The sequence below is a fragment of the Fictibacillus nanhaiensis genome (assembly GCF_036213205.1).
GTDB lineage: Bacteria > Bacillota > Bacilli > Bacillales > Fictibacillaceae > Fictibacillus > Fictibacillus nanhaiensis_E.
Genome location: NZ_JARMFC010000009.1, coordinates 124,142 through 142,210, shown reverse-complemented (window position 1 = coordinate 142,210; position 18,069 = coordinate 124,142). Strand labels below are relative to the sequence as shown.

The 18,069-nt window shown below is 39.7% G+C and carries 19 protein-coding genes; 13 read left to right on the top strand and 6 right to left on the bottom strand.

Going from position 1 to position 18,069, the window contains the following annotated elements; genetic code table 11:
- Nucleotides 1-56: 56 nt before the first annotated feature.
- The 3 genes from P4V41_RS11825 to P4V41_RS11815 all read right to left on the bottom strand — a co-directional run bounded on the left by P4V41_RS11825 (nucleotide 57) and on the right by P4V41_RS11815 (nucleotide 1,454).
- Nucleotides 57-350 carry a hypothetical protein gene (locus P4V41_RS11825; protein WP_328085078.1) on the bottom strand — a complete coding sequence of 98 codons (294 nt, stop codon included), beginning with the start codon at nucleotides 348-350 and terminating at the stop codon, nucleotides 57-59.
- A 301-nt stretch (nucleotides 351-651) separates the two neighbouring features.
- Nucleotides 652-1,089: a DUF2269 family protein gene (locus P4V41_RS11820; protein WP_328085119.1), complete on the bottom strand. Its 438-nt coding sequence runs from the start codon at nucleotides 1,087-1,089 to the stop codon at nucleotides 652-654.
- A gap of 17 nt (nucleotides 1,090-1,106) precedes the next feature.
- Nucleotides 1,107-1,454, bottom strand: coding sequence for an ASCH domain-containing protein (locus P4V41_RS11815; protein ID WP_328085077.1), 348 nt, complete (start codon nucleotides 1,452-1,454; stop codon nucleotides 1,107-1,109).
- Between the two features lie 164 nt (nucleotides 1,455-1,618).
- Here P4V41_RS11815 and recQ point away from each other — a divergent pair, with 164 nt between their 5' ends.
- The 5 genes from recQ to P4V41_RS11790 all read left to right on the top strand — a co-directional run bounded on the left by recQ (nucleotide 1,619) and on the right by P4V41_RS11790 (nucleotide 6,879).
- On the top strand, nucleotides 1,619-3,760 hold the full coding sequence (recQ, locus tag P4V41_RS11810) for a DNA helicase RecQ (RefSeq protein ID WP_328085076.1): 2,142 nt from the start codon (nucleotides 1,619-1,621) through the stop codon (nucleotides 3,758-3,760).
- Nucleotides 3,757-4,953, top strand: a complete 1,197-nt coding sequence (locus P4V41_RS11805) for a class I SAM-dependent rRNA methyltransferase (protein WP_328085075.1) — start codon at nucleotides 3,757-3,759, stop codon at nucleotides 4,951-4,953. The genes recQ and P4V41_RS11805 overlap by 4 nt, the downstream gene beginning before the upstream one ends.
- A gap of 19 nt (nucleotides 4,954-4,972) precedes the next feature.
- Entirely contained in the window at nucleotides 4,973-5,635 is a 663-nt protein-coding gene (locus P4V41_RS11800; protein ID WP_328085074.1) for a futalosine hydrolase, read from the top strand.
- A gap of 5 nt (nucleotides 5,636-5,640) precedes the next feature.
- Entirely contained in the window at nucleotides 5,641-6,480 is an 840-nt protein-coding gene (locus tag P4V41_RS11795; protein ID WP_328085118.1) for a 1,4-dihydroxy-6-naphthoate synthase, read from the top strand.
- A 210-nt stretch (nucleotides 6,481-6,690) separates the two neighbouring features.
- The gene (locus P4V41_RS11790) at nucleotides 6,691-6,879 is read left to right on the top strand and encodes a hypothetical protein (RefSeq protein ID WP_066390930.1); all 189 of its coding nucleotides are present in this window, start codon (nucleotides 6,691-6,693) and stop codon (nucleotides 6,877-6,879) included.
- Between the two features lie 45 nt (nucleotides 6,880-6,924).
- Here the strand turns inward: P4V41_RS11790 and P4V41_RS11785 are convergent, their stop codons facing one another.
- Together P4V41_RS11785 and P4V41_RS11780 are read right to left on the bottom strand one after the other, a co-directional pair.
- Nucleotides 6,925-7,377 (bottom strand): SgcJ/EcaC family oxidoreductase, encoded by a 453-nt coding sequence (locus P4V41_RS11785; protein ID WP_328085117.1) that lies wholly within the window; start codon nucleotides 7,375-7,377, stop codon nucleotides 6,925-6,927.
- Between the two features lie 88 nt (nucleotides 7,378-7,465).
- Nucleotides 7,466-8,569: a PRK06851 family protein gene (locus P4V41_RS11780; protein WP_328085073.1), complete on the bottom strand. Its 1,104-nt coding sequence runs from the start codon at nucleotides 8,567-8,569 to the stop codon at nucleotides 7,466-7,468.
- 754 nt (nucleotides 8,570-9,323) lie between these two features.
- On the opposite strand from P4V41_RS11780, the gene P4V41_RS11775 reads away from it, so the two are divergent.
- The 3 genes from P4V41_RS11775 (at nucleotide 9,324) to P4V41_RS11765 (ending at nucleotide 12,395) form a co-directional block, all read left to right on the top strand.
- Nucleotides 9,324-10,115: a DUF4240 domain-containing protein gene (locus P4V41_RS11775; protein WP_328085072.1), complete on the top strand. Its 792-nt coding sequence runs from the start codon at nucleotides 9,324-9,326 to the stop codon at nucleotides 10,113-10,115.
- A gap of 455 nt (nucleotides 10,116-10,570) precedes the next feature.
- The gene (locus P4V41_RS11770) at nucleotides 10,571-11,236 is read left to right on the top strand and encodes a 5-bromo-4-chloroindolyl phosphate hydrolysis family protein (protein WP_328085071.1); all 666 of its coding nucleotides are present in this window, start codon (nucleotides 10,571-10,573) and stop codon (nucleotides 11,234-11,236) included.
- Nucleotides 11,223-12,395, top strand: a complete 1,173-nt coding sequence (locus P4V41_RS11765; RefSeq protein ID WP_328085070.1) for a toxic anion resistance protein — start codon at nucleotides 11,223-11,225, stop codon at nucleotides 12,393-12,395. The genes P4V41_RS11770 and P4V41_RS11765 overlap by 14 nt, the downstream gene beginning before the upstream one ends.
- A gap of 38 nt (nucleotides 12,396-12,433) precedes the next feature.
- Here the strand turns inward: P4V41_RS11765 and P4V41_RS11760 are convergent, their stop codons facing one another.
- On the bottom strand, nucleotides 12,434-13,003 hold the full coding sequence (locus tag P4V41_RS11760; protein WP_328085069.1) for a GNAT family N-acetyltransferase: 570 nt from the start codon (nucleotides 13,001-13,003) through the stop codon (nucleotides 12,434-12,436).
- Between the two features lie 144 nt (nucleotides 13,004-13,147).
- Here P4V41_RS11760 and P4V41_RS11755 point away from each other — a divergent pair, with 144 nt between their 5' ends.
- The 5 genes from P4V41_RS11755 to P4V41_RS11735 all read left to right on the top strand — a co-directional run bounded on the left by P4V41_RS11755 (nucleotide 13,148) and on the right by P4V41_RS11735 (nucleotide 17,976).
- Complete coding sequence (locus P4V41_RS11755) at nucleotides 13,148-13,894, top strand: L,D-transpeptidase family protein (protein ID WP_328085068.1); 747 nt, start codon at nucleotides 13,148-13,150, stop codon at nucleotides 13,892-13,894.
- Between the two features lie 175 nt (nucleotides 13,895-14,069).
- On the top strand, nucleotides 14,070-14,882 hold the full coding sequence (locus tag P4V41_RS11750) for an ABC transporter ATP-binding protein (RefSeq protein ID WP_328085067.1): 813 nt from the start codon (nucleotides 14,070-14,072) through the stop codon (nucleotides 14,880-14,882).
- A gap of 66 nt (nucleotides 14,883-14,948) precedes the next feature.
- Entirely contained in the window at nucleotides 14,949-15,899 is a 951-nt protein-coding gene (locus P4V41_RS11745) for an iron-hydroxamate ABC transporter substrate-binding protein (protein ID WP_328085066.1), read from the top strand.
- A gap of 29 nt (nucleotides 15,900-15,928) precedes the next feature.
- Complete coding sequence (locus tag P4V41_RS11740) at nucleotides 15,929-16,972, top strand: iron ABC transporter permease (protein WP_328085065.1); 1,044 nt, start codon at nucleotides 15,929-15,931, stop codon at nucleotides 16,970-16,972.
- Nucleotides 16,969-17,976, top strand: a complete 1,008-nt coding sequence (locus P4V41_RS11735) for an iron ABC transporter permease (RefSeq protein ID WP_328085064.1) — start codon at nucleotides 16,969-16,971, stop codon at nucleotides 17,974-17,976. Before P4V41_RS11740 ends, P4V41_RS11735 begins: the two co-directional genes overlap by 4 nt.
- The last annotated feature ends 93 nt before the right edge of the window (nucleotides 17,977-18,069 follow it).

Below are 18,069 nucleotides of genomic sequence, written 5' to 3'. Positions count from 1 at the left end.
GTCTGCATTCTTTACAAAATAGTGATACTTCCAACCTTTCTCGTTATGGAACTCAACTAAAAGATATAAGGATTGTATTGCCGTCCGATGTTTTGTGTAATCTGCCACTTTTCATTTGGAAATTGCTTCTCTAAATATAAGGTGAGCTGTTCTTTTTTTACGGAAACGTGATAGTTAATCCAAAAGGGACGTAAGATGAAAAATAGTAAAACGAGAGCTGTGATTCTGCTGGCTGTGTATAAGCCGATTTTTCGCTTTGTTTTTGGTATTAAGAAAGCAATTATGAAAAGTGTGGAGATCAAAGTTACGGTGAACATAATTTCAATGACTGTGATCGGATGAAAATCCATAGATATGTGCCTCCTTTTCTGAAAATGGAGTTTCATACATAGTTTTTTCTATACAGAGAGGCAAATTTCTTCTTACATAAATCACTATTTCTTTGCCAGCTGGATACAAAGGGAATGAATCCACAAAAATAGCTTCTGAATCCAGAAATTTGCCTGCTGAATCCAAAAGTTTAGGTGTTTAATCCACGAGTTTTAGGCTCCAATCCACATTTTTAGCCTGCAAAGCTAGATGTGTCCACTCCAAATGGACGCCACGTAAAAAAGCCGCACCCTCTAAAAGGGATCGGCTTTTTCCAACCTATCAAAACCAAAAATATGGCTTACCAACCATAAACCAAAGCATGATCATCAACAATCCGAGGTAAATCCAAACGGCACGCTGCAGTTTCTGAGATAACACCGCTTTATCGTGGGCTTCATCATCAAACTTACGAAGCGTCGGTGAAAAGGCGCGTGCTAAAAAGAACAGCGAGCAGAACAAGATGATTAAAGTCATGAGGATCCACGGTGTGTCCCACGACCATGGTCCGGTAAAAACAAGCAATAATCCTGACAACACCAGAACGTGACCTGCGTGTTTAGCGAGCCAAACGACAAACCGAAACGTACCAAGATAAGCTACCATCTCATCCCCAGCCGCTGTTCGCAGTTTTTTGATCAGTGGAAACAGAATAAAGAACGGTCCAACAGAAATGATCACGCTTAAAATATGGATATACAAAAAAATACGATACAAAATATCCATCAAGTTACAGTTCAGCCTTTAGCAGGACTGAATTCGTGAACCCATACTTGCATATGAGGAAGCCAAGGCATGCCTGGGTGGTACGAAAGAATCGCATTTTTGTACTCTTCTACGGTTGCAAAGCCTTCATGCTGAGCGTGCTCATCGGTTAGTTCACCAAGAGATTGTCGGTATACATTGTTGACTACGAACGACTGCCCTTCTAATTCCATGATCTCCCCAATGTCTGCATAACGTCCGTTACGGCGAGTAGCCGTTTTCTTGCCTTCTAGAACTTTAGCAACATCAGCTGGCATCGTTACGAGTCTTTCAATCGAACACGTTTTTGGTGGCAAATTGTTGTTTTCTTGATTTGTCATATGTAAAAACTCCTTTTTCATTTCTCCAAATCCTAATGTATCACATTTTATTAAGTAGTCTGTCTATTTTTATCGGAAGAAAACGGTAAGATGTGTCTTTGCTATGTGGAGTCAGTACCTTTATAATCAAGAGATGACTCTACCTGAAGGAGGCTAATTTAAGTTTGATAGAAAAAGCAAAGCAAATGCTGAATTTGCATTACGGTTATTCTTCATTCCGGAATGGACAAGAGCAAGCGATACAATCGGTTTTAGCGGGTGACGATACACTCTGTGTTATGCCTACTGGTGGCGGAAAATCGATCTGCTATCAAATACCTGCCCTTGTTTTTGAAGGAACAACAATTGTTATTTCTCCTTTAATTTCATTAATGAAAGATCAGGTTGATACATTATTGCAGTTAGGTATATCCGCGACCTTCATCAATAGTTCACTTACAGCAACAGAGGCGAGAGAACGAATTGAAAAGGCGAAAAGCGGTGAGTATAAACTTTTATATATTGCACCAGAGCGTCTAGAATCCTATGACTTTATGGATCATTTGAGACAGATCGATATTCCTTTAATCGCGGTAGATGAAGCCCACTGTATCTCACAATGGGGACACGATTTCAGACCGAGCTACCAACGTATTCAAAGAATGATCGGGAATCTACCGAATCGGCCAGTAGTACTAGCATTAACGGCAACAGCTACACCACGCGTTCGTCAGGACATCTGCTGGTCGCTTGATATCGATGAGAACAAGACGGTGTTAACAGGATTTGAACGGGAAAACTTATCTTTTTCTGTGATTAAGGGACAAGACCGGCTTTCTTACTTAAAAGATTTCCTTAAAAAGAACGAGAAAGAAGCGGGAATCATATACGCAGCAACACGTAAGACAGTTGATCAGCTTTATGAAACCCTGCAAAAAAGCGGTATTAACGTTTCTCGTTATCATGCAGGAATGAATGACAACGAGCGCATGGGACAACAAGAACAATTTCTTCAAGATGAATCATCAGTCATGGTGGCTACCTCGGCGTTTGGAATGGGTATTGATAAATCGAACATTCGATATGTTATCCATTTTCAGCTGCCTAAAAACATGGAGAGTTATTATCAAGAAGCGGGTCGTGCTGGACGTGATGGACTTCCAAGTGAATGTATCCTGCTATATTCTTCGCAAGACGTTCAGGTACAGCGTTTTCTGATTGACCAGTCTAGCGAGCAGGATCGTATGGCACAAGAGCTTGAAAAACTTCAGCTCATGGTGGACTATTGCTATACCGAAAGCTGTTTGCAGCAATCGATCGTTCGGTACTTTAGTGATGAAGAAATTCCGCCATGCAGCCGGTGCGGCAACTGTACGGATGATCGCGATAGCATCGATGTGACAAGAGAAGCGCAGATCGTGTTGTCTTGTATCGTGCGAATGGGACAAAAGCGGTTTGGAAAGACGTTAATCGCGCAAGTACTGACCGGATCCAAAAATAAAAAAGTGATAGAGCAGCGATTTAATAAGCTACCAACTTACGGCATGATGAAAGAAAAAAGTACGAAAGAAGTAACAGATCTTATCGAGTTTTTTATTTCACAAGAGATTATTGCTGTTGAGCATGGTACTTTCCCAACTCTATATATAAAAGAAAAAGGAAAAGACATCCTGCTCGGAAAAGAACAGATCATGCGTAAAGAAGCTGTCGTAACTAAACAAGTGGCTGCAGATGATCCGCTATTTGAAGAGCTTCGAATCGTCCGTAAGACGATAGCTGAACAAGAGAACGTTCCGCCTTTCGTTATTTTTGCAGATACCGCTTTAAAAGATATGTGCGTGAAACTGCCTGAGTCAAAAACTGAATTTTTGAGTGTGACAGGTGTTGGTCAAAATAAATTAGAGAAATATGGTGAGCGTTTTATCTCTGCCATTTCTACTTATTTGTCTGAGCATCCCGAAAGAAGAGAAGGTGCGAATCAAAGCCACAAACCAAAAGCACCTCCCAAAAAGGCAACGCCTGATTCTCATCTTGAAACATACACTTTCTATAAAGAGAAGATGTCAGTCGATGAGATTGCTGAGCATAGAGGCCTAGCCTTAAGTACGGTCGAGAATCACCTTATTCAATGCATGCAAGAAGGAATGGACGTTCATATGGAGGATCTTATTCCAGATGAATATGTCTCAGAAATTGAACATGCCATTCAACAAGCTGGCGGAGAAAAGTTAAAGCCGATCAAAGAATTACTTCCTGAAGAAGTAAGTTACTTTATGATTAAAGTTTACTTGCTGCAAAACGAAAATAAGAAACGGGTGACAAGATGAAGAAGAATGTCCGATTGAAAGTAAAACCTTCTTATGTGAAAGGGCTGAAAACAGGCTATCCACTGATTACGGAGGATGCTGTACAAAATATAAGCAACGTAAAAGAAGAAGGATCGATCATTGAACTGTTTGATGAAAAGAATGTATTCCTAGGTAAGGGATATTACGGCAAACAAAATAAAGGCCGTGGGTGGGTGCTCACGCAAAATTCACAAGAACTCATCGATCAAGAGTTTTTTGAAAAGAAACTAAAAAAAGCGATTCACCATCGACAAGATCTTTTTAACAATTATGAAACGACAGCATTCCGCGTTTTTAACGGCGAGGGAGACGGAATCGGTGGGCTGACGATCGACCACTTTAACGGCTACTACGTTCTTACTTGGTATAGTGAAGGTATCTACTCTTTTAAGGATGAAGTGATCTCTTCCCTTAAAGAACTTGTTAAAGTAAAAGGGATCTATGAGAAGAAGCGTTTTGCTGTAAAAGGCAAATATATCGATGATAATGATTTTGTTGAAGGAGAACAAGCACCAAGTCCACTGATCGTGAGAGAGAACGGCATTCACTTTGCAGTTTATCTGAATGATGGTGCGATGGTCGGTGTGTTCTTGGATCAGCGTGATGTGCGAAGAACCATCCGTGATCAATATGCGAAAGGGAAAACCGTTCTGAACACGTTCTCTTATACAGGTGCGTTTTCAGTCGCGGCGGCTCTTGGTGGTGCTGCGAAAACGACAAGTGTTGATTTAGCGAATAGAAGCCGAAGCAAGACGCAAGAACAGTTCAGTGTGAATGGTCTGAGTTATGAGGATCACGACATCATTGTAGAAGATGTGTTCAACTACTTTAAATATGCCGTTCGAAAAGAGCTGTCGTTCGACCTTGTGATATTAGATCCACCGAGCTTTGCGCGTTCTAAGAAACATACGTTTAGTGCTGGGAAGGATTATCCTGAGCTGTTAGCACAAGCGATTCAGATTACAGAAAGAAACGGTGTAATCGTAGCGTCATCTAACTGCTCAACATTCGGGATGAAAAAGTTTAAAGAGATGATATCATCAGCTTTTAAACAAACAGGCGGCACGTACAACATTTTGGAAGAATTTAAGCTTCCTCAAGATTTTAAAACTCACAAAGAGTTCAAAGAGGGTAACTATTTAAAAGTTGTGTTCATTGAAAAATTAAGCTAACCGGCGAAAGGGGATCTTCATGTCGATGAATAACGAACGCCGTATTTTAATCATGACTTCGGTACCTGCTGAGAAAGAAGCAATCACAAGAGGGATTGGCCGTACGTCGTCCGTTGATGTGGTATTAGCTGGAGTTGGTCCGATCTCAGCGGGGATTCAAACAACAAAAGCACTATTAACGAAAGACTATGACCTTGTAATCAACATGGGAATTGCAGGAGGATTTCGAGATAAAGCAGATGTTGGAACACTGGTTATTGCAGATGAGATGATTTCAGGAGATCTTGGGGCAGAATCTCCTGATGGATTCATCACTTTAGACGAACTTGGTTTTGGAGCTGCCACGCGCATAAAAGCAGATAGCGAACTGGTCATGCACTGTTTAACTGCATTGAAGCTCGCTGGAGTAGCAGTTCAACTCGGTCATGTTTTAACACTGTCTACTGTGACAGGAACTTCTGAAACGACGAAGGATCTTCAGGTTCGTGAGCCAGATGCAGTAGCAGAAGCGATGGAAGGCTATGGTGTAGCGCTTGCGGCACGAGAATTTGGAAAGCCGGTACTTGAGATTCGTTCCATATCAAATCCGATCGGTCCGCGAGATCGTTCTGCTTGGCGTATGAAGGAAGCGTTCGATACACTAGAGAGAGCTAGTAAAGTTATCGCGGAGGTTTTGTTATGAGTAAAATGAGTATTGCGTTTTCACCTTGTCCCAATGACACGTTTGTTTTTCATGCACTGGTTCATGGTCTTGTTCCTGGTGCTCCAGAATTTGATGTTACATATGCAGATATTGATATTACCAACAGCTTAGCCGCTGAGTCAGATGAACTTGATATCTTAAAAATCTCTTACGCAGCGCTTCCTTATGTTTTGGATAAATATGCTCTACTTCCATGCGGAGGTGCACTCGGTCGTGGATGTGGTCCGTTAGTACTTGTGAATCAACCAGGTGAAGTTACGCCAGATATGCTGTCGGGAGCAAAGGTGGCTGTTCCGAGTGAACGCTCTACAGCTTACATGCTGTTCCGTTTATGGGCGGCTCAAAATGTACCAGGCGGAGTTGGCGAAATTATCGTAATGCCGTTTAACGAGATCATGCCTGCGGTAAAAGACGGCAAGATTGATGCAGGTCTTGTTATTCATGAAGCTCGCTTTACGTATCAAGATTACGGCTTAAACTTGTTGGCGGATATGGGTAGCTGGTGGGAAGAAGATACGGGATTGCCCATTCCACTAGGAGCGATCATCGCGCGCCGTTCACTAGATTTAGAGTCTATTACAGCGTGGATTCGTAGATCAGTAGAGTATGCGTGGCGAAATCCTGAGGCATCTAGAGAGTATGTGATGCAGCACGCGAGCGAACTCTCAGAGGAGGTTGCAAAATCTCATATCGATCTGTATGTGAATAATTTTACAGCGGATCTTGGTGACAAGGGCTTTGAGGCCATTACAACCCTATTGAACCGTGCCGGAGAAGAAGGCATCGTGCCGAAGAATGATTATACGAAACTGCTGAAAATTTAAGAATGGACAAATTAATTCTTAGATTGGACAGATTATTAGGGACATTGGACAGATTATCTTGTGAATCGGACAGATTAAAGTGAACATTGGACAGATTAACTCCTAGATTGGACAGATTACCTAATAAAACCTGCATAATGTAGAATTAACCACTCTTCACATCCGCGCATACCTTATAACGAGAAGAAAACTGTTATAAGGAGGCGCAATATGTCTAATACAAACGTATTAACACTCATTGGGGCTTTATTAGCTGGTTATTTTCTACTTGCACTTCCACTAGGCGGCACGTTTTTAGCTGCATTCGGTCCAGCTGTTAAAATTATCGCGATTTTAACGGTTCTTGTTTTTGGAGCCGTATTGATTTATAAAGGGCTCAAGGAAATATTAAGAAAATAATAGACATGCAGAAACCCGCTGTAACTTAAGCGGGTTTCCTTGTTTTTATTTAGGAAGCAATGCGCGAAGCTCCTCAGTCATTTGATCCACAAGCTCAGGACGTCCATGGAATTGAGCAGGTGTGTTTTGAAAAAGTTTAATGTACCAGTTATCCTCTTCTCTAACGGCAACTACCGTATGATGCGTGTTTAGTTCTTGAGATAGTTCTGTTTTTCCTACCGGCACCATTCCAGCAATAGCGCGAATCATGACAGCATCATCACTTAAGAAGGAAACGTTTTTCACTTTTGCATAATAAGGTGGAGTTGGGAAGCTGTTGAAAATAGGCTCGAGATGAGCATGAATCTCTTCAGGGCCGAATGCCTGACTGCCATCATATCCAACCATCTCGCCATCTTCGGTAAAATGATCAGCCATTTCACGGGAATTCCTCTCGTTCCACGCATGTAAGAAGTTAAAATATAGATCTTCAACAGCTTTTGTATTTTCTGTTTCCATCACTAAACCTGTCCTCCATATGTAAGATTGTCTTATGCTCATCATATCAAAACAGCCACCATCATCAAAATAGTGGCTGCTTCAAATATTATTTTTGTTGTTGTGCAACGGTTAATTTTTCGATCTCTTGATCAATCTTCTTGTGAATTTTGTCGATCTTTGAAAAGTTCATCGCGGCATTATAGATCTTTTCTAAGTCATCGTGCTTACTTTTTGCATCAGCTAGATATCCGATAGCTTCTTTCATCTTTTTCGAATAACGGCCGCTAATCTCTTTTAGATTATCAAAGAATTTTTCATCGGTGCCTTTTTTTATCGTCTTTTCGTACATGTCTATGATGGAGTCGCCTTTACGTTCAGGGAAATATTCGTGAGGTGCTGTACTGTCAAAAATAGCGAAGCCGAGCTCTCTCACGATTACCATATCCAAGCTGTTCGGATCGAACCCACAATGATAAATCTCAACATCATAACCTGAAGCTTCTGCATTTGCGGCCAGCTTTTTTAATAAAGTTGATTTTCCAGAACCTGGTCTTCCTTTTATGAAGAATCTTTTTTCTAGACCTTCAGTTAAGTTCGGTACAAAATCGACCGCACCTTTTGGGGTAGCTGCTCCTAAAAAACGGTGATAGACGTTCGCGGGTTTATTTACTTTCTTAGAAAAAAATTGATGCATCAGTTCATCTGTAATTTCATTAGCTTTTTCATAATTCATATTCATAATATAGATTTCTTCCCATTCATCATGGATGAGGAGCGCTTCATGGAAAGTCGCATACGCCTTTTGATAATCAATAGAAATTGAATCTGTGATCTTTAAAATTTCTGCCTTTTTGTCCGCTAGTTTTTTAGAATCCCACGCCTCACCTAAATTCACGTACTCCTCGATAGCCCCAGGTGCTTTTGGTTCGATAACATGTGGAGAAGTGCCATCGACAATTCCTAATCCGAGCTCTCTAATAATTACACCATCAATGGACCCGTTGTCTGAAGCACAATGAATGTATTCTATATCGTAGCCTTCACTGTTCCACTTTTCCCCGACCGTTTTCATGAGTGTCGACTTACCGGTTCCAGGTCCACCCTTTAAAATAAAAAGGCGATCAAGAGCACTAAGATTGGAAGTAAATAAGTTGTGAAAACCTCTAGCTGTATTGCCGCCAGCATAATAATTTAGAATTTTTCCAGTCAAGGTTCAAAACACTCCTCTATTTTGTAGTTGTGTTTCTACATGCATGTTATGTAGGAAAGCTGGAATAGGTGATAGCCTAAAAAACACATTTATTATTTAAATTGTTGAAATATGATGAAATAAAAAGAAATTTTACGAAAGAAGGAGCATGATTCTAAAAAGAGGAATAAAAACACCCAAAATCACATAAAATTGATTATTCTGAATATTTAAATAAAATTTAGAATGAGTTAATATGTAGTTAACAAAGAAACACTACTTCAATTAAAGGAAGGCGTGATTCCAATGAAATAAGTAAGCGAAGCATATCATAATCACATCCAGTTAGAGATCAGCCAGTGAAAACTGATTTCGAGATGTGTGGGTATGTGGGAACGCGCAAATACACATAACGAAAGAGGATGATTCCAATGACGTATGTGAGCGAAGCATGCTAAAATCGTGTTGCAGATGGAAATAGCCGGTGAAAACTATTTTCGCAGCATGTGGGCGTGTGGGAATTTACCAGAAGTAGAGGAAAAATAAGATCTAATGCAAGGCAATTGATTGAACGAACAATTAATTGAAGTCTAGTTAGGGACAATAACTAGCATTTGTGTATTAGTAAGAAAGGAAAGAACGTTTAAGTGAATAAAGTGAGTGTAAGCTAAAGGCGCTGTTTATGTGATATATACATATTCAGCGTCTTTGTTTTGTTATAACATAATATTTATAGCATTAAGTAAATACATACGGGAAGAGGGGAGTATTACTTATGGAAATGTTGCTTACTTATCAAGATGATTCTTCTAATAAGTTTTGGAAAATTAACCAGACAGGAAATTCCTATATGGTTACATATGGAAAAGTAGGAACAGTTGGAGTAATAAAATCGAAAACATTTGAATCAGAAGAGAAGTGTCGTAAAGAAATCGATAAACTTATTTCCTCAAAAATGAAAAAAGGCTACGTACGCACTGAATCAAGCAGCATAGTTTTAAAAGATACCACCATGACAGAAACCCTATTCTGGGAACTTATCGACAAATGTAAAGAAAAGGGCGAAGATGCTGAAGAGCAAATGGAATGGCTCATATATCAGCTATCAAAGAGACCTGTTAAAGATATCATCATGTTCGATTTCATATTCAATACCTATTATTTAAAGTCATACACATCAGATTTATGGGCAGCAGCATACATCATAATGGGAGGTTGTTCTGACGATTGTTTTGATTATTTTAGAGCGTTCCTTCTATACCTAGGAAAAGAACCTTATGAAACAGCTATTAAAAATCCTGAGTCACTGTTACCATATTTAAAATTAATAGAAGAGCAAGATGAAATGCCTCAACTTGAAGAGTTATTGTCTGTAGCGTGTGAAGCATATGAAGAAAAGACAGGTCTAGAATATGAAGAGTACCAAGATTTATATGATAAGTTAACAAACGAGCAATATATTCAACCAGAAATTGTATTTGACTGGGACGAAGATGATGAAGAGGGATTGAGAAAAAAGTTTCCGCTTTTATGGGAAACTTATGGAGAAACTCCAATCGAATACTAATTCAATTACATAATAAATCAAAACTCACCATCAAAATTTTAGGGGTGGGTTTTTTTAAATAGAATCTTTTCTAAAAGGTTGTAGCTTGTAAATCTTTTCTTCACTGACACGTTGATTGTAGTGGAAGATGCGAGACTCCTACGGGACAAGCGGTCAGGTGAGACACTTAAGAGTGAAACGAACGAATGTGGCTCACCGCCTGCCCCGTGGAAAGCGAGCATCTGGAACGGAAATCAACTACTAACAAGTACAACTATTCATACAAAAATGGCCATATATAAAATAAGCCTCAAGTCTTAGAACACATTACTTCTTAAAGCCATGGTTATTTTAGGAAGGTTTCGATAAGGTAATAATAGAAACATAGTATAGATGAACTTTTTTTATTTAAACGAAACTCAGAAACTGTTACATCCGTATGAATAGTAAAGAGTTTATGTCAGGAGTCGATTACAATGAACGGATTTTTAGCTTTTTTTATCCGCATGTTTGTTGCTATCCCAGCTTCAGTAGGAGTGTGGCTGGCAAGTATTATCGGGTATGACCAGAGCTACCTTTTGTCGTCAGGAATCGCAGTAGCTGGAGGAGCTGCCGCATACACAGCAACAGGACTTCTTCAAAAACAGAAATTTCTTAGTGAACATCACTTATCAAGAAGAGAGTATAAATACATCAGAAAAAACTTAGATGAAGCAAAGCCAAAGATCTATAGACTGCAAAAAGCCATGTTTTCAGTACGTGACCTACCTACTTTCAAACAAAGAGCAGACCTTGTTCGTGTAGTAAGAAAAATCCAGAGTTTAACTCAAAAAGAGCCCCGACGTTTTTATCAAGCAGAACAGTTCTATTTTTCTCATTTGGATTCAGCTGTTGAGCTCACCGAAAAATATTTGTTTCTATCCTCACAACCAAGAAAATCGAGGGAATTGACGCAATCATTAGTAGAAACGAAAAGAACTCTCGACGAACTCATCGTTCAGATTGAAAAGGATTTATACCAAGTACTGTCAAATGATATAGATGACCTACATTATGAGATCGATGTAGCGAAGTACTCAATTAATTCTTATAAAGACTCCCAATCCATAAAAAAGGCAGGCGATATAAATGAAAGAAAGTAATGCACCACTAAATCATTCAGAGGAACCGACAAATCTAATGGATGACTTGTTGGCTAATCCTTTTGGCGAACAGCCAGAATCTGCTGTGCCTTCAAGTGAAAACAAGCAGGTACGATTAATTGATGTTCTGCCAGAAGAAAATAAAGAAAAAGCATATCAGCTGGCGAAACAGATCGATCCGACGAATCACCAGACGATGATCACTTACGGTGCACCTGCACAGGCAAAGCTTCATTCTTTTTCGAACACCATGCTTGATCATGTGAAAAAGAAAGATACTGGTCAAATCGGTGAGATTATTGGAGATCTAATGAGAAAGCTTCAAGATGTGAATCCTGAAGAATTAAAATCAAACAAACCAACGTTGATCGGCCGTATGTTTGGAAAAATTTCAGGCTCTGTTCAAGAAGTTCTATCGAAGTATCAAAAAACGGGAGCACAGATTGACCGAATTTCCGTAAAGCTAGATGGCAGCAAGAATGTTCTCATGTCAGACATCGTCATGCTTGAAAAATTGTACGAAAACAATAAAGAGTACTTTCAAGCGTTGAACGTATATATTGCAGCTGGAGAACTTAAGCTAGATGAGCTAAACCAGGTTACAATTCCTGAAATGAGAAGAGTAGCTGATCAAACGAACGATCAGATGAAGTTCCAAGAAGTAAATGATATGGTTCAGTTTGCCGATCGACTCGATAAACGGGTACATGATTTAAAGCTAAGCCGTGAGATCACGATTCAAAGTGCACCACAAATTCGACTTATTCAAAACACGAATCAAGCTCTGGTAGAGAAAATTCAATCGTCCATCATGACGGCTATCCCGTTGTGGAAGAACCAAGTGGCTATTGCACTGACGTTGATCAGACAGCGTAATGCAGTAGAGGCTCAAAAACAAGTTTCAAAAACAACGAACGAGCTTTTACTAAAAAACGCTGAGATGCTAAAAACCAATACGATTGAAACCGCAAAAGAAAACGAACGCGGCTTGATAGATATTGAAACGTTAAAGAAAACGCAGGAAAATCTTCTTTCCACACTAGAAGAGACACTCCGTATTCAAGAAGAGGGACGAGTAAAGAGACGTCTTGCAGAAGAAGAGCTGGCTACGATGGAAATCGGATTAAGGCAGAAACTGCTTGAGATTAAAGGTGAATAAATAAAAGAAGGTACCTGTTTAAATGCAGGTACCTTTTACTATAAAATTAACCCCATCATTACCGTGTTCTGATAGGTTCCATTAATAAAGTTATCTTGCTTCAGCAAACCTTCCTCTTCAAAACCGAACTTTTGATAAAGGTCGATCGCCTTCGTATTATGCTCGTTTGTTACGAGACTAATCTTTCTAGTGATTCCATTTTGTCTTGCCCACTCTATAAGTTCATTCATCAATGCTTTGCCTAAACCCAACCCCGCATACTTTTTAGAAACAACAATCCCCAATGTTCCAACATGTTTCGTTCTTTCCTTCTGCGAGGAGTTAATGGTTGCAATCGCAATAATCTCTGAACCGATTGTTGCAAGCAGCATGATCGAATTAGGTTCATTCGAGACAGAGACAATGTAATTACTATAATCCTCTATTTCTCGTTTAAATTCACCAGCTCCAAAGGATAAATAATCACTTTCACCGCCAACCACATTATAAAAATCGATGATGTTCACTGCATCATCACTTACAGCTTCCCGAATTTCAACTCTATGAGTGTTCTTTAACATAACATTTCGCATCATTCCATCTTCTTTCTGTTCATAGGTATAAGACAAATATAACCTACCATTGTATTCATCGTACAAGCGAATTATTCATGTTTTTTTGATTAAATTTTTAACAAAAGTAGTAATGCATCTCCTATACCCTCGCATAGAATATGAGGATTTGTTATTTCAATAAAGAATAGGAGTGAAGGAATGAAAACGAAAAAAGTACTGATTGCATTACTAATGTTTGGTTTCATGTTCTTACTAGTTCAACCAGCAAAGGCTGCAGCTTCATCATTTATCGTAATAAATAAATCGACAAACCAGTTAGCGTATTTTGAGAATAATAAATTATCGAAGGTTTTCAAAGTGGCTACAGGTAAACTACCATCCTATACACCAGAAGGTAAATTTAAAATTGTAAACAAAATCACAAATCGGCCTTATTATACAGGTAACATTCCAGGTGGAGATCCACGAAATCCATTAGGAAACAGATGGCTTGGTTTAAATGCGAATGGCACATGGGGTACAACTTATGCTATCCATGGTAACAATAATTCAAGCTCCATAGGAAAATATGTAAGCGCAGGCTGTATCCGTATGTACAACAATGAGGTGCAATGGTTATACGCTAGGATTTCCGTAAATACACCTGTAGTTATAACGACTTCAGGTAAATCATTCTCCGCTTTAGCAGCAGCGAATGGATATAAGGTAACAAACAGTTCAACAGTGCCGGTATTCTCAATCGTTAATCTAAAAAAAGGTAGCCGTGGAGCTGAAGTTATGGAGCTTCAACGTAGGCTGACGAATCTAGGATACAGCACAAAAGGAATCGACGGTATATTTGGTGCCAACACTGATGCTGCCGTTCGCAAGTTTCAAAAAGCTAAGAAGCTAACAGTTGACGGTGTAGTAGGACCGGCTACTAAGAAAGCACTTGGTATGTTTTAAATAATGGGAGATCAGCCTTGAATGACAAAGGGCTGATTTTTTTTTAAAAATTAAAATTCCCGTTGACACACTCCTCGATATCCAATAAAATGATAACGAGATTGATAATCATTTTCAATTAAGTTCAATGCTTTAAATAAATTTCAAATTACTGTTATAGAGGAGGGCGAATAAAGTGTCTAGACTATATGCTGAGCATTTGCAAATCTCATATGGTGAACGAGACATCGTAAAGGATCTTAACATTTCCATTCCAGACGGTAAGATCACGACAATTATTGGACCTAATGGGTGTGGGAAGTCAACGGTTTTGAAAACCTTGTCGCGCATTCTGAGTCCGAAATCTGGCGTGGTTTATCTAGATGGTAAAGCCGTTAGTAAAGAATCTACGAAAAAGATTGCTCAGAAGATGGCGATTCTTCCTCAGTCACCAGATTCACCTGAAGGACTTACTGTAGGTGAACTTGTTTCTTACGGAAGATTTCCTTATCAAAAAGGCTTCGGAAAACTTACTAAAAAAGATTTCGAAGTAATCGATTGGGCATTAGACGTTACAGGTGTCCTCGAGTTCAAAGATCGATCTGTAGATGCGCTTTCAGGTGGACAGCGACAGCGTGTATGGATCGCGATGGCATTAGCTCAAGAAACGGATATTATCTTGTTGGATGAACCGACTACATACTTGGATCTTTCTCATCAATTGGAAGTTCTAGAGTTGTTATACCAGTTGAACCGGGATGAGAAGAGAACGATTGTAATGGTTATTCATGATTTGAACCACGCGGCTCGCTTTGCTCATCATATGGTCGCGATGAAAGACGGATCCATCTTAAAAGAGGGTACGCCTGAAGAGGTAATGAATCGTATGGTCCTACGTAATGTATTTAATATTGATGCAGAGATCGGTGTTGACCCGAGGACGAGAAAACCTGTCTGTCTTACGTATGATCTGATTAAGAATGTAAAGTTAGTTGAGAACTTGGCGTAAATTCGCCTTTCTTTTTTACAGTTAATTGAGAATGATTTTTATTGTCAAATATAGGGGGATAACAAAATGAAAAGAACAACAAAACAATTACTCGTTAGCTTTATGACATTACTTTTAGTATTTGTACTAGCTGCATGCGGAAATAATTCAGAAGAAGGCGCAAGCACTGGTGAAAAGGAATCGTCGAAAAATGAAACGAGAATCTATAAAGACGAAAAAGGTAAAGAGATTGAAGTGCCAGCTGAACCGAAACGTGTTGCAATGATGGCTGCAACTTATGCAGGTAACTTGCTAGACTTAGGAATTACACCAGTAGCAGTAAATGAATATCCAAAAGCAAACAAGTTTTACGGAAACAAATTAGACAAAGCTGAAGTGGTAACAGCTGATTCATATGAAAAATTACTAGAATTAGATCCGGATCTTATCATTACGTATTCTGATGACAAAAATATTAAGAAATATGAAGAGATTGCTCCAACTGTTACAATGACGTATGACAAGTATGACTACATGGAACAGCACGTTGAGATTGGGAAGATGGTTAATAAAGAAAAAGAAGCAAAATCATGGGTAAAAGAGTGGAAGAAGAAAGCCGCTGATGCTCGTGAAAAAGTAAAATCTGCAATTGGTGAAGATAAGACGTTCATGGTTATGGAAGCATACGGAAAAGACATGTATGTCTATGGTAAGAACTGGGGCCGTGGTACAGAAGTAATCTACCAAGCACTAGAACTTAAAGCTCCTAAGAAGTTAGAAGAAGATGTATTTGGCCCAGGCTGGAAAGCCATTTCAACTGAAGTGATCCCTACTTATGCTGGAGATTATATCTTTGTTGGATCTGGTGCTGGTAATCCAGACAATTCATTTATGGAGTCAGATGTTTGGAAAGAACTTCCGGCCGTTAAGAACGGTAACGCAATCAAGTTTGATTCAGAGTCTTTCTATTTCAATGACCCGATCTCGCTAGAAAAAGAACTAGATATTATCGTTGAAGAGTTAACGAAAAAGAAATAATAAGCACTTCATAAAAAGGGACAAACGCTATGTTCAAAACAAAAACCAAGCTTATAAAAGAGAATAAAGTGTATTCTAGGCCAGCGGTAGGGACAGTTATTTTATTGTTAGGGTTCGCACTTCTTTTGTTGAGTATCGTTCTTGCAATATCTGTGGGAGCCGCTAAGATTCAGTTTTTAACCGTATGGAACGCTGTGATCAACTATGATCCTACTAGAGAAGCTGACCGTATCATTATGAGTCTACGATTACCGAGAGAGCTTGGTGCAGCAATCGTCGGTGCGGCGTTTGCTGTGAGTGGAGCAATCATGCAAGGGATGACTAGAAACCCATTAGCAGACCCTGGTCTACTTGGTTTGAACGCAGGAGCAAGCCTCGCTCTTGCTTGTGTGTTCGCTTTTAATACAGGGGCGAACTACCTTACCGTGATGATTCTATCCTTTATAGGTGCAGGAATAGGTGCGATGTTAGTATTCGGACTTGGCTCAATGAGTCGAGGTGGATTGACTCCAATCCGAATTACGTTAGCAGGTGCAGCTGTTTCTGCACTGCTTTCTTCATTAGGAGAAGGCATTGCATTATATTTTAAGCTTTCTCAAGACCTTGCGTTTTGGACGGCAGGTGGTGTGTCAGGCACAAACTGGGCACAGCTGAAAATTATCGTACCAGTTGTGTTGGTTGGAATTATTGTAGCAGTTATGTTCTCAAGGCAGTTAACCATTTTAAGCTTTGGTGAAGAAGTGGCGCGCGGCCTTGGTCAACGAACACTATTTACAAAAATAGTTCTCATGACGGTAGTGTTGATCTTAGCTGGAGCTGCAGTTTCGCTCGTTGGTGCTATTGCATTTGTAGGTCTTATGGTGCCGCATATCGTTCGGTTCTTAGTTGGAACGGACTATCGGTGGATCATTCCATGTTCCGCGATTTTTGGAAGTGTGCTCATGGTGTTAGCAGATACGTTTGCTCGAACGGTAAACGCTCCTTATGAAACACCAGTCGGTGCAGTAGTCGCGATGATCGGGGTACCTTTCTTCCTCTACCTTGCAAGAAAGGGAGGAAGAAAATTATCATGATGAATGCACACCAGATTAAGAGAGTAAGAGTAACGACGATTACGGCGATCTTATTGCTGATAGCCGTTTTCATTATAAGTGTGGCAACTGGATTTGCTTCATTAACACCTTCAGAATTATTTAGAACTATTATTGGGCAAGGAACGCCGAGAGAGAATCTAATTCTTTTTGAGTTCCGTTTACCACGTATCTTTGTTGCTATTCTTGCGGGGATGGGGCTCGCTGTGTCTGGTGCTATCCTCCAAAGTATTACGAAGAACCCGCTTTCAGATCCTGGTATTTTAGGAATAAATGCTGGTGCTGGTCTGATGGTAGTGGTGTATATCATGTTTTTTACAGTGGAAACCACAAGCTTTTTATACGTTCTACCGCTATTTGCATTATTTGGCGGAATGGTAACAGCGTTTGTGATCTACATCATGTCTTACATAAAAGGTGAAGGTGTTGAACCGACCCGGCTCGTCTTAGTCGGTGTAGGTTTAGCAGCCGCCTTGTATGGAGCAACATTGACATTATCTACGAGACTAGATATGGAAGATTATTCGTTTATGGCGAACTGGATGGCAGGCAGGATTTGGGGCGATGATTGGACGTTTGTTTTATCATTGCTGCCATGGATTTTGCTGCTGATTCCTTATACGATGTTTAAATCCAATGTTTTAAATACGTTGAATTTGCATGAGAACGTATCTGTCGGTGTAGGTGTGAATGTAAGTAGAGAACGAATTTCTTTGATCATGATCTCGGTAGCACTTGCGTCGGCTTCTGTAGCAGTCAGTGGTGGAATTGCTTTTGTAGGATTGATGGCTCCTCATATCGCACGTTCGTTAGTAGGCCCGAGACACCAAGTCTTCCTTCCTGTTGCAGCATTGATCGGAGGCATCTTACTGCTAGCAGCTGACACGATCGGAAGAGTAGTATTAGATCCTAGTGGAATACCAGCGGGAATCATTGTGACCATCATTGGGGCACCGTATTTTATGTACCTGCTTGCAAAAAAATAGCTATTGAAATCAGTCTTTGTTAAAAAGGCTGATTTTTTTATTTTTATTAAAACTTTTTTTGCTTTCCACGGTCTAATATATAGGTAAGGGTCA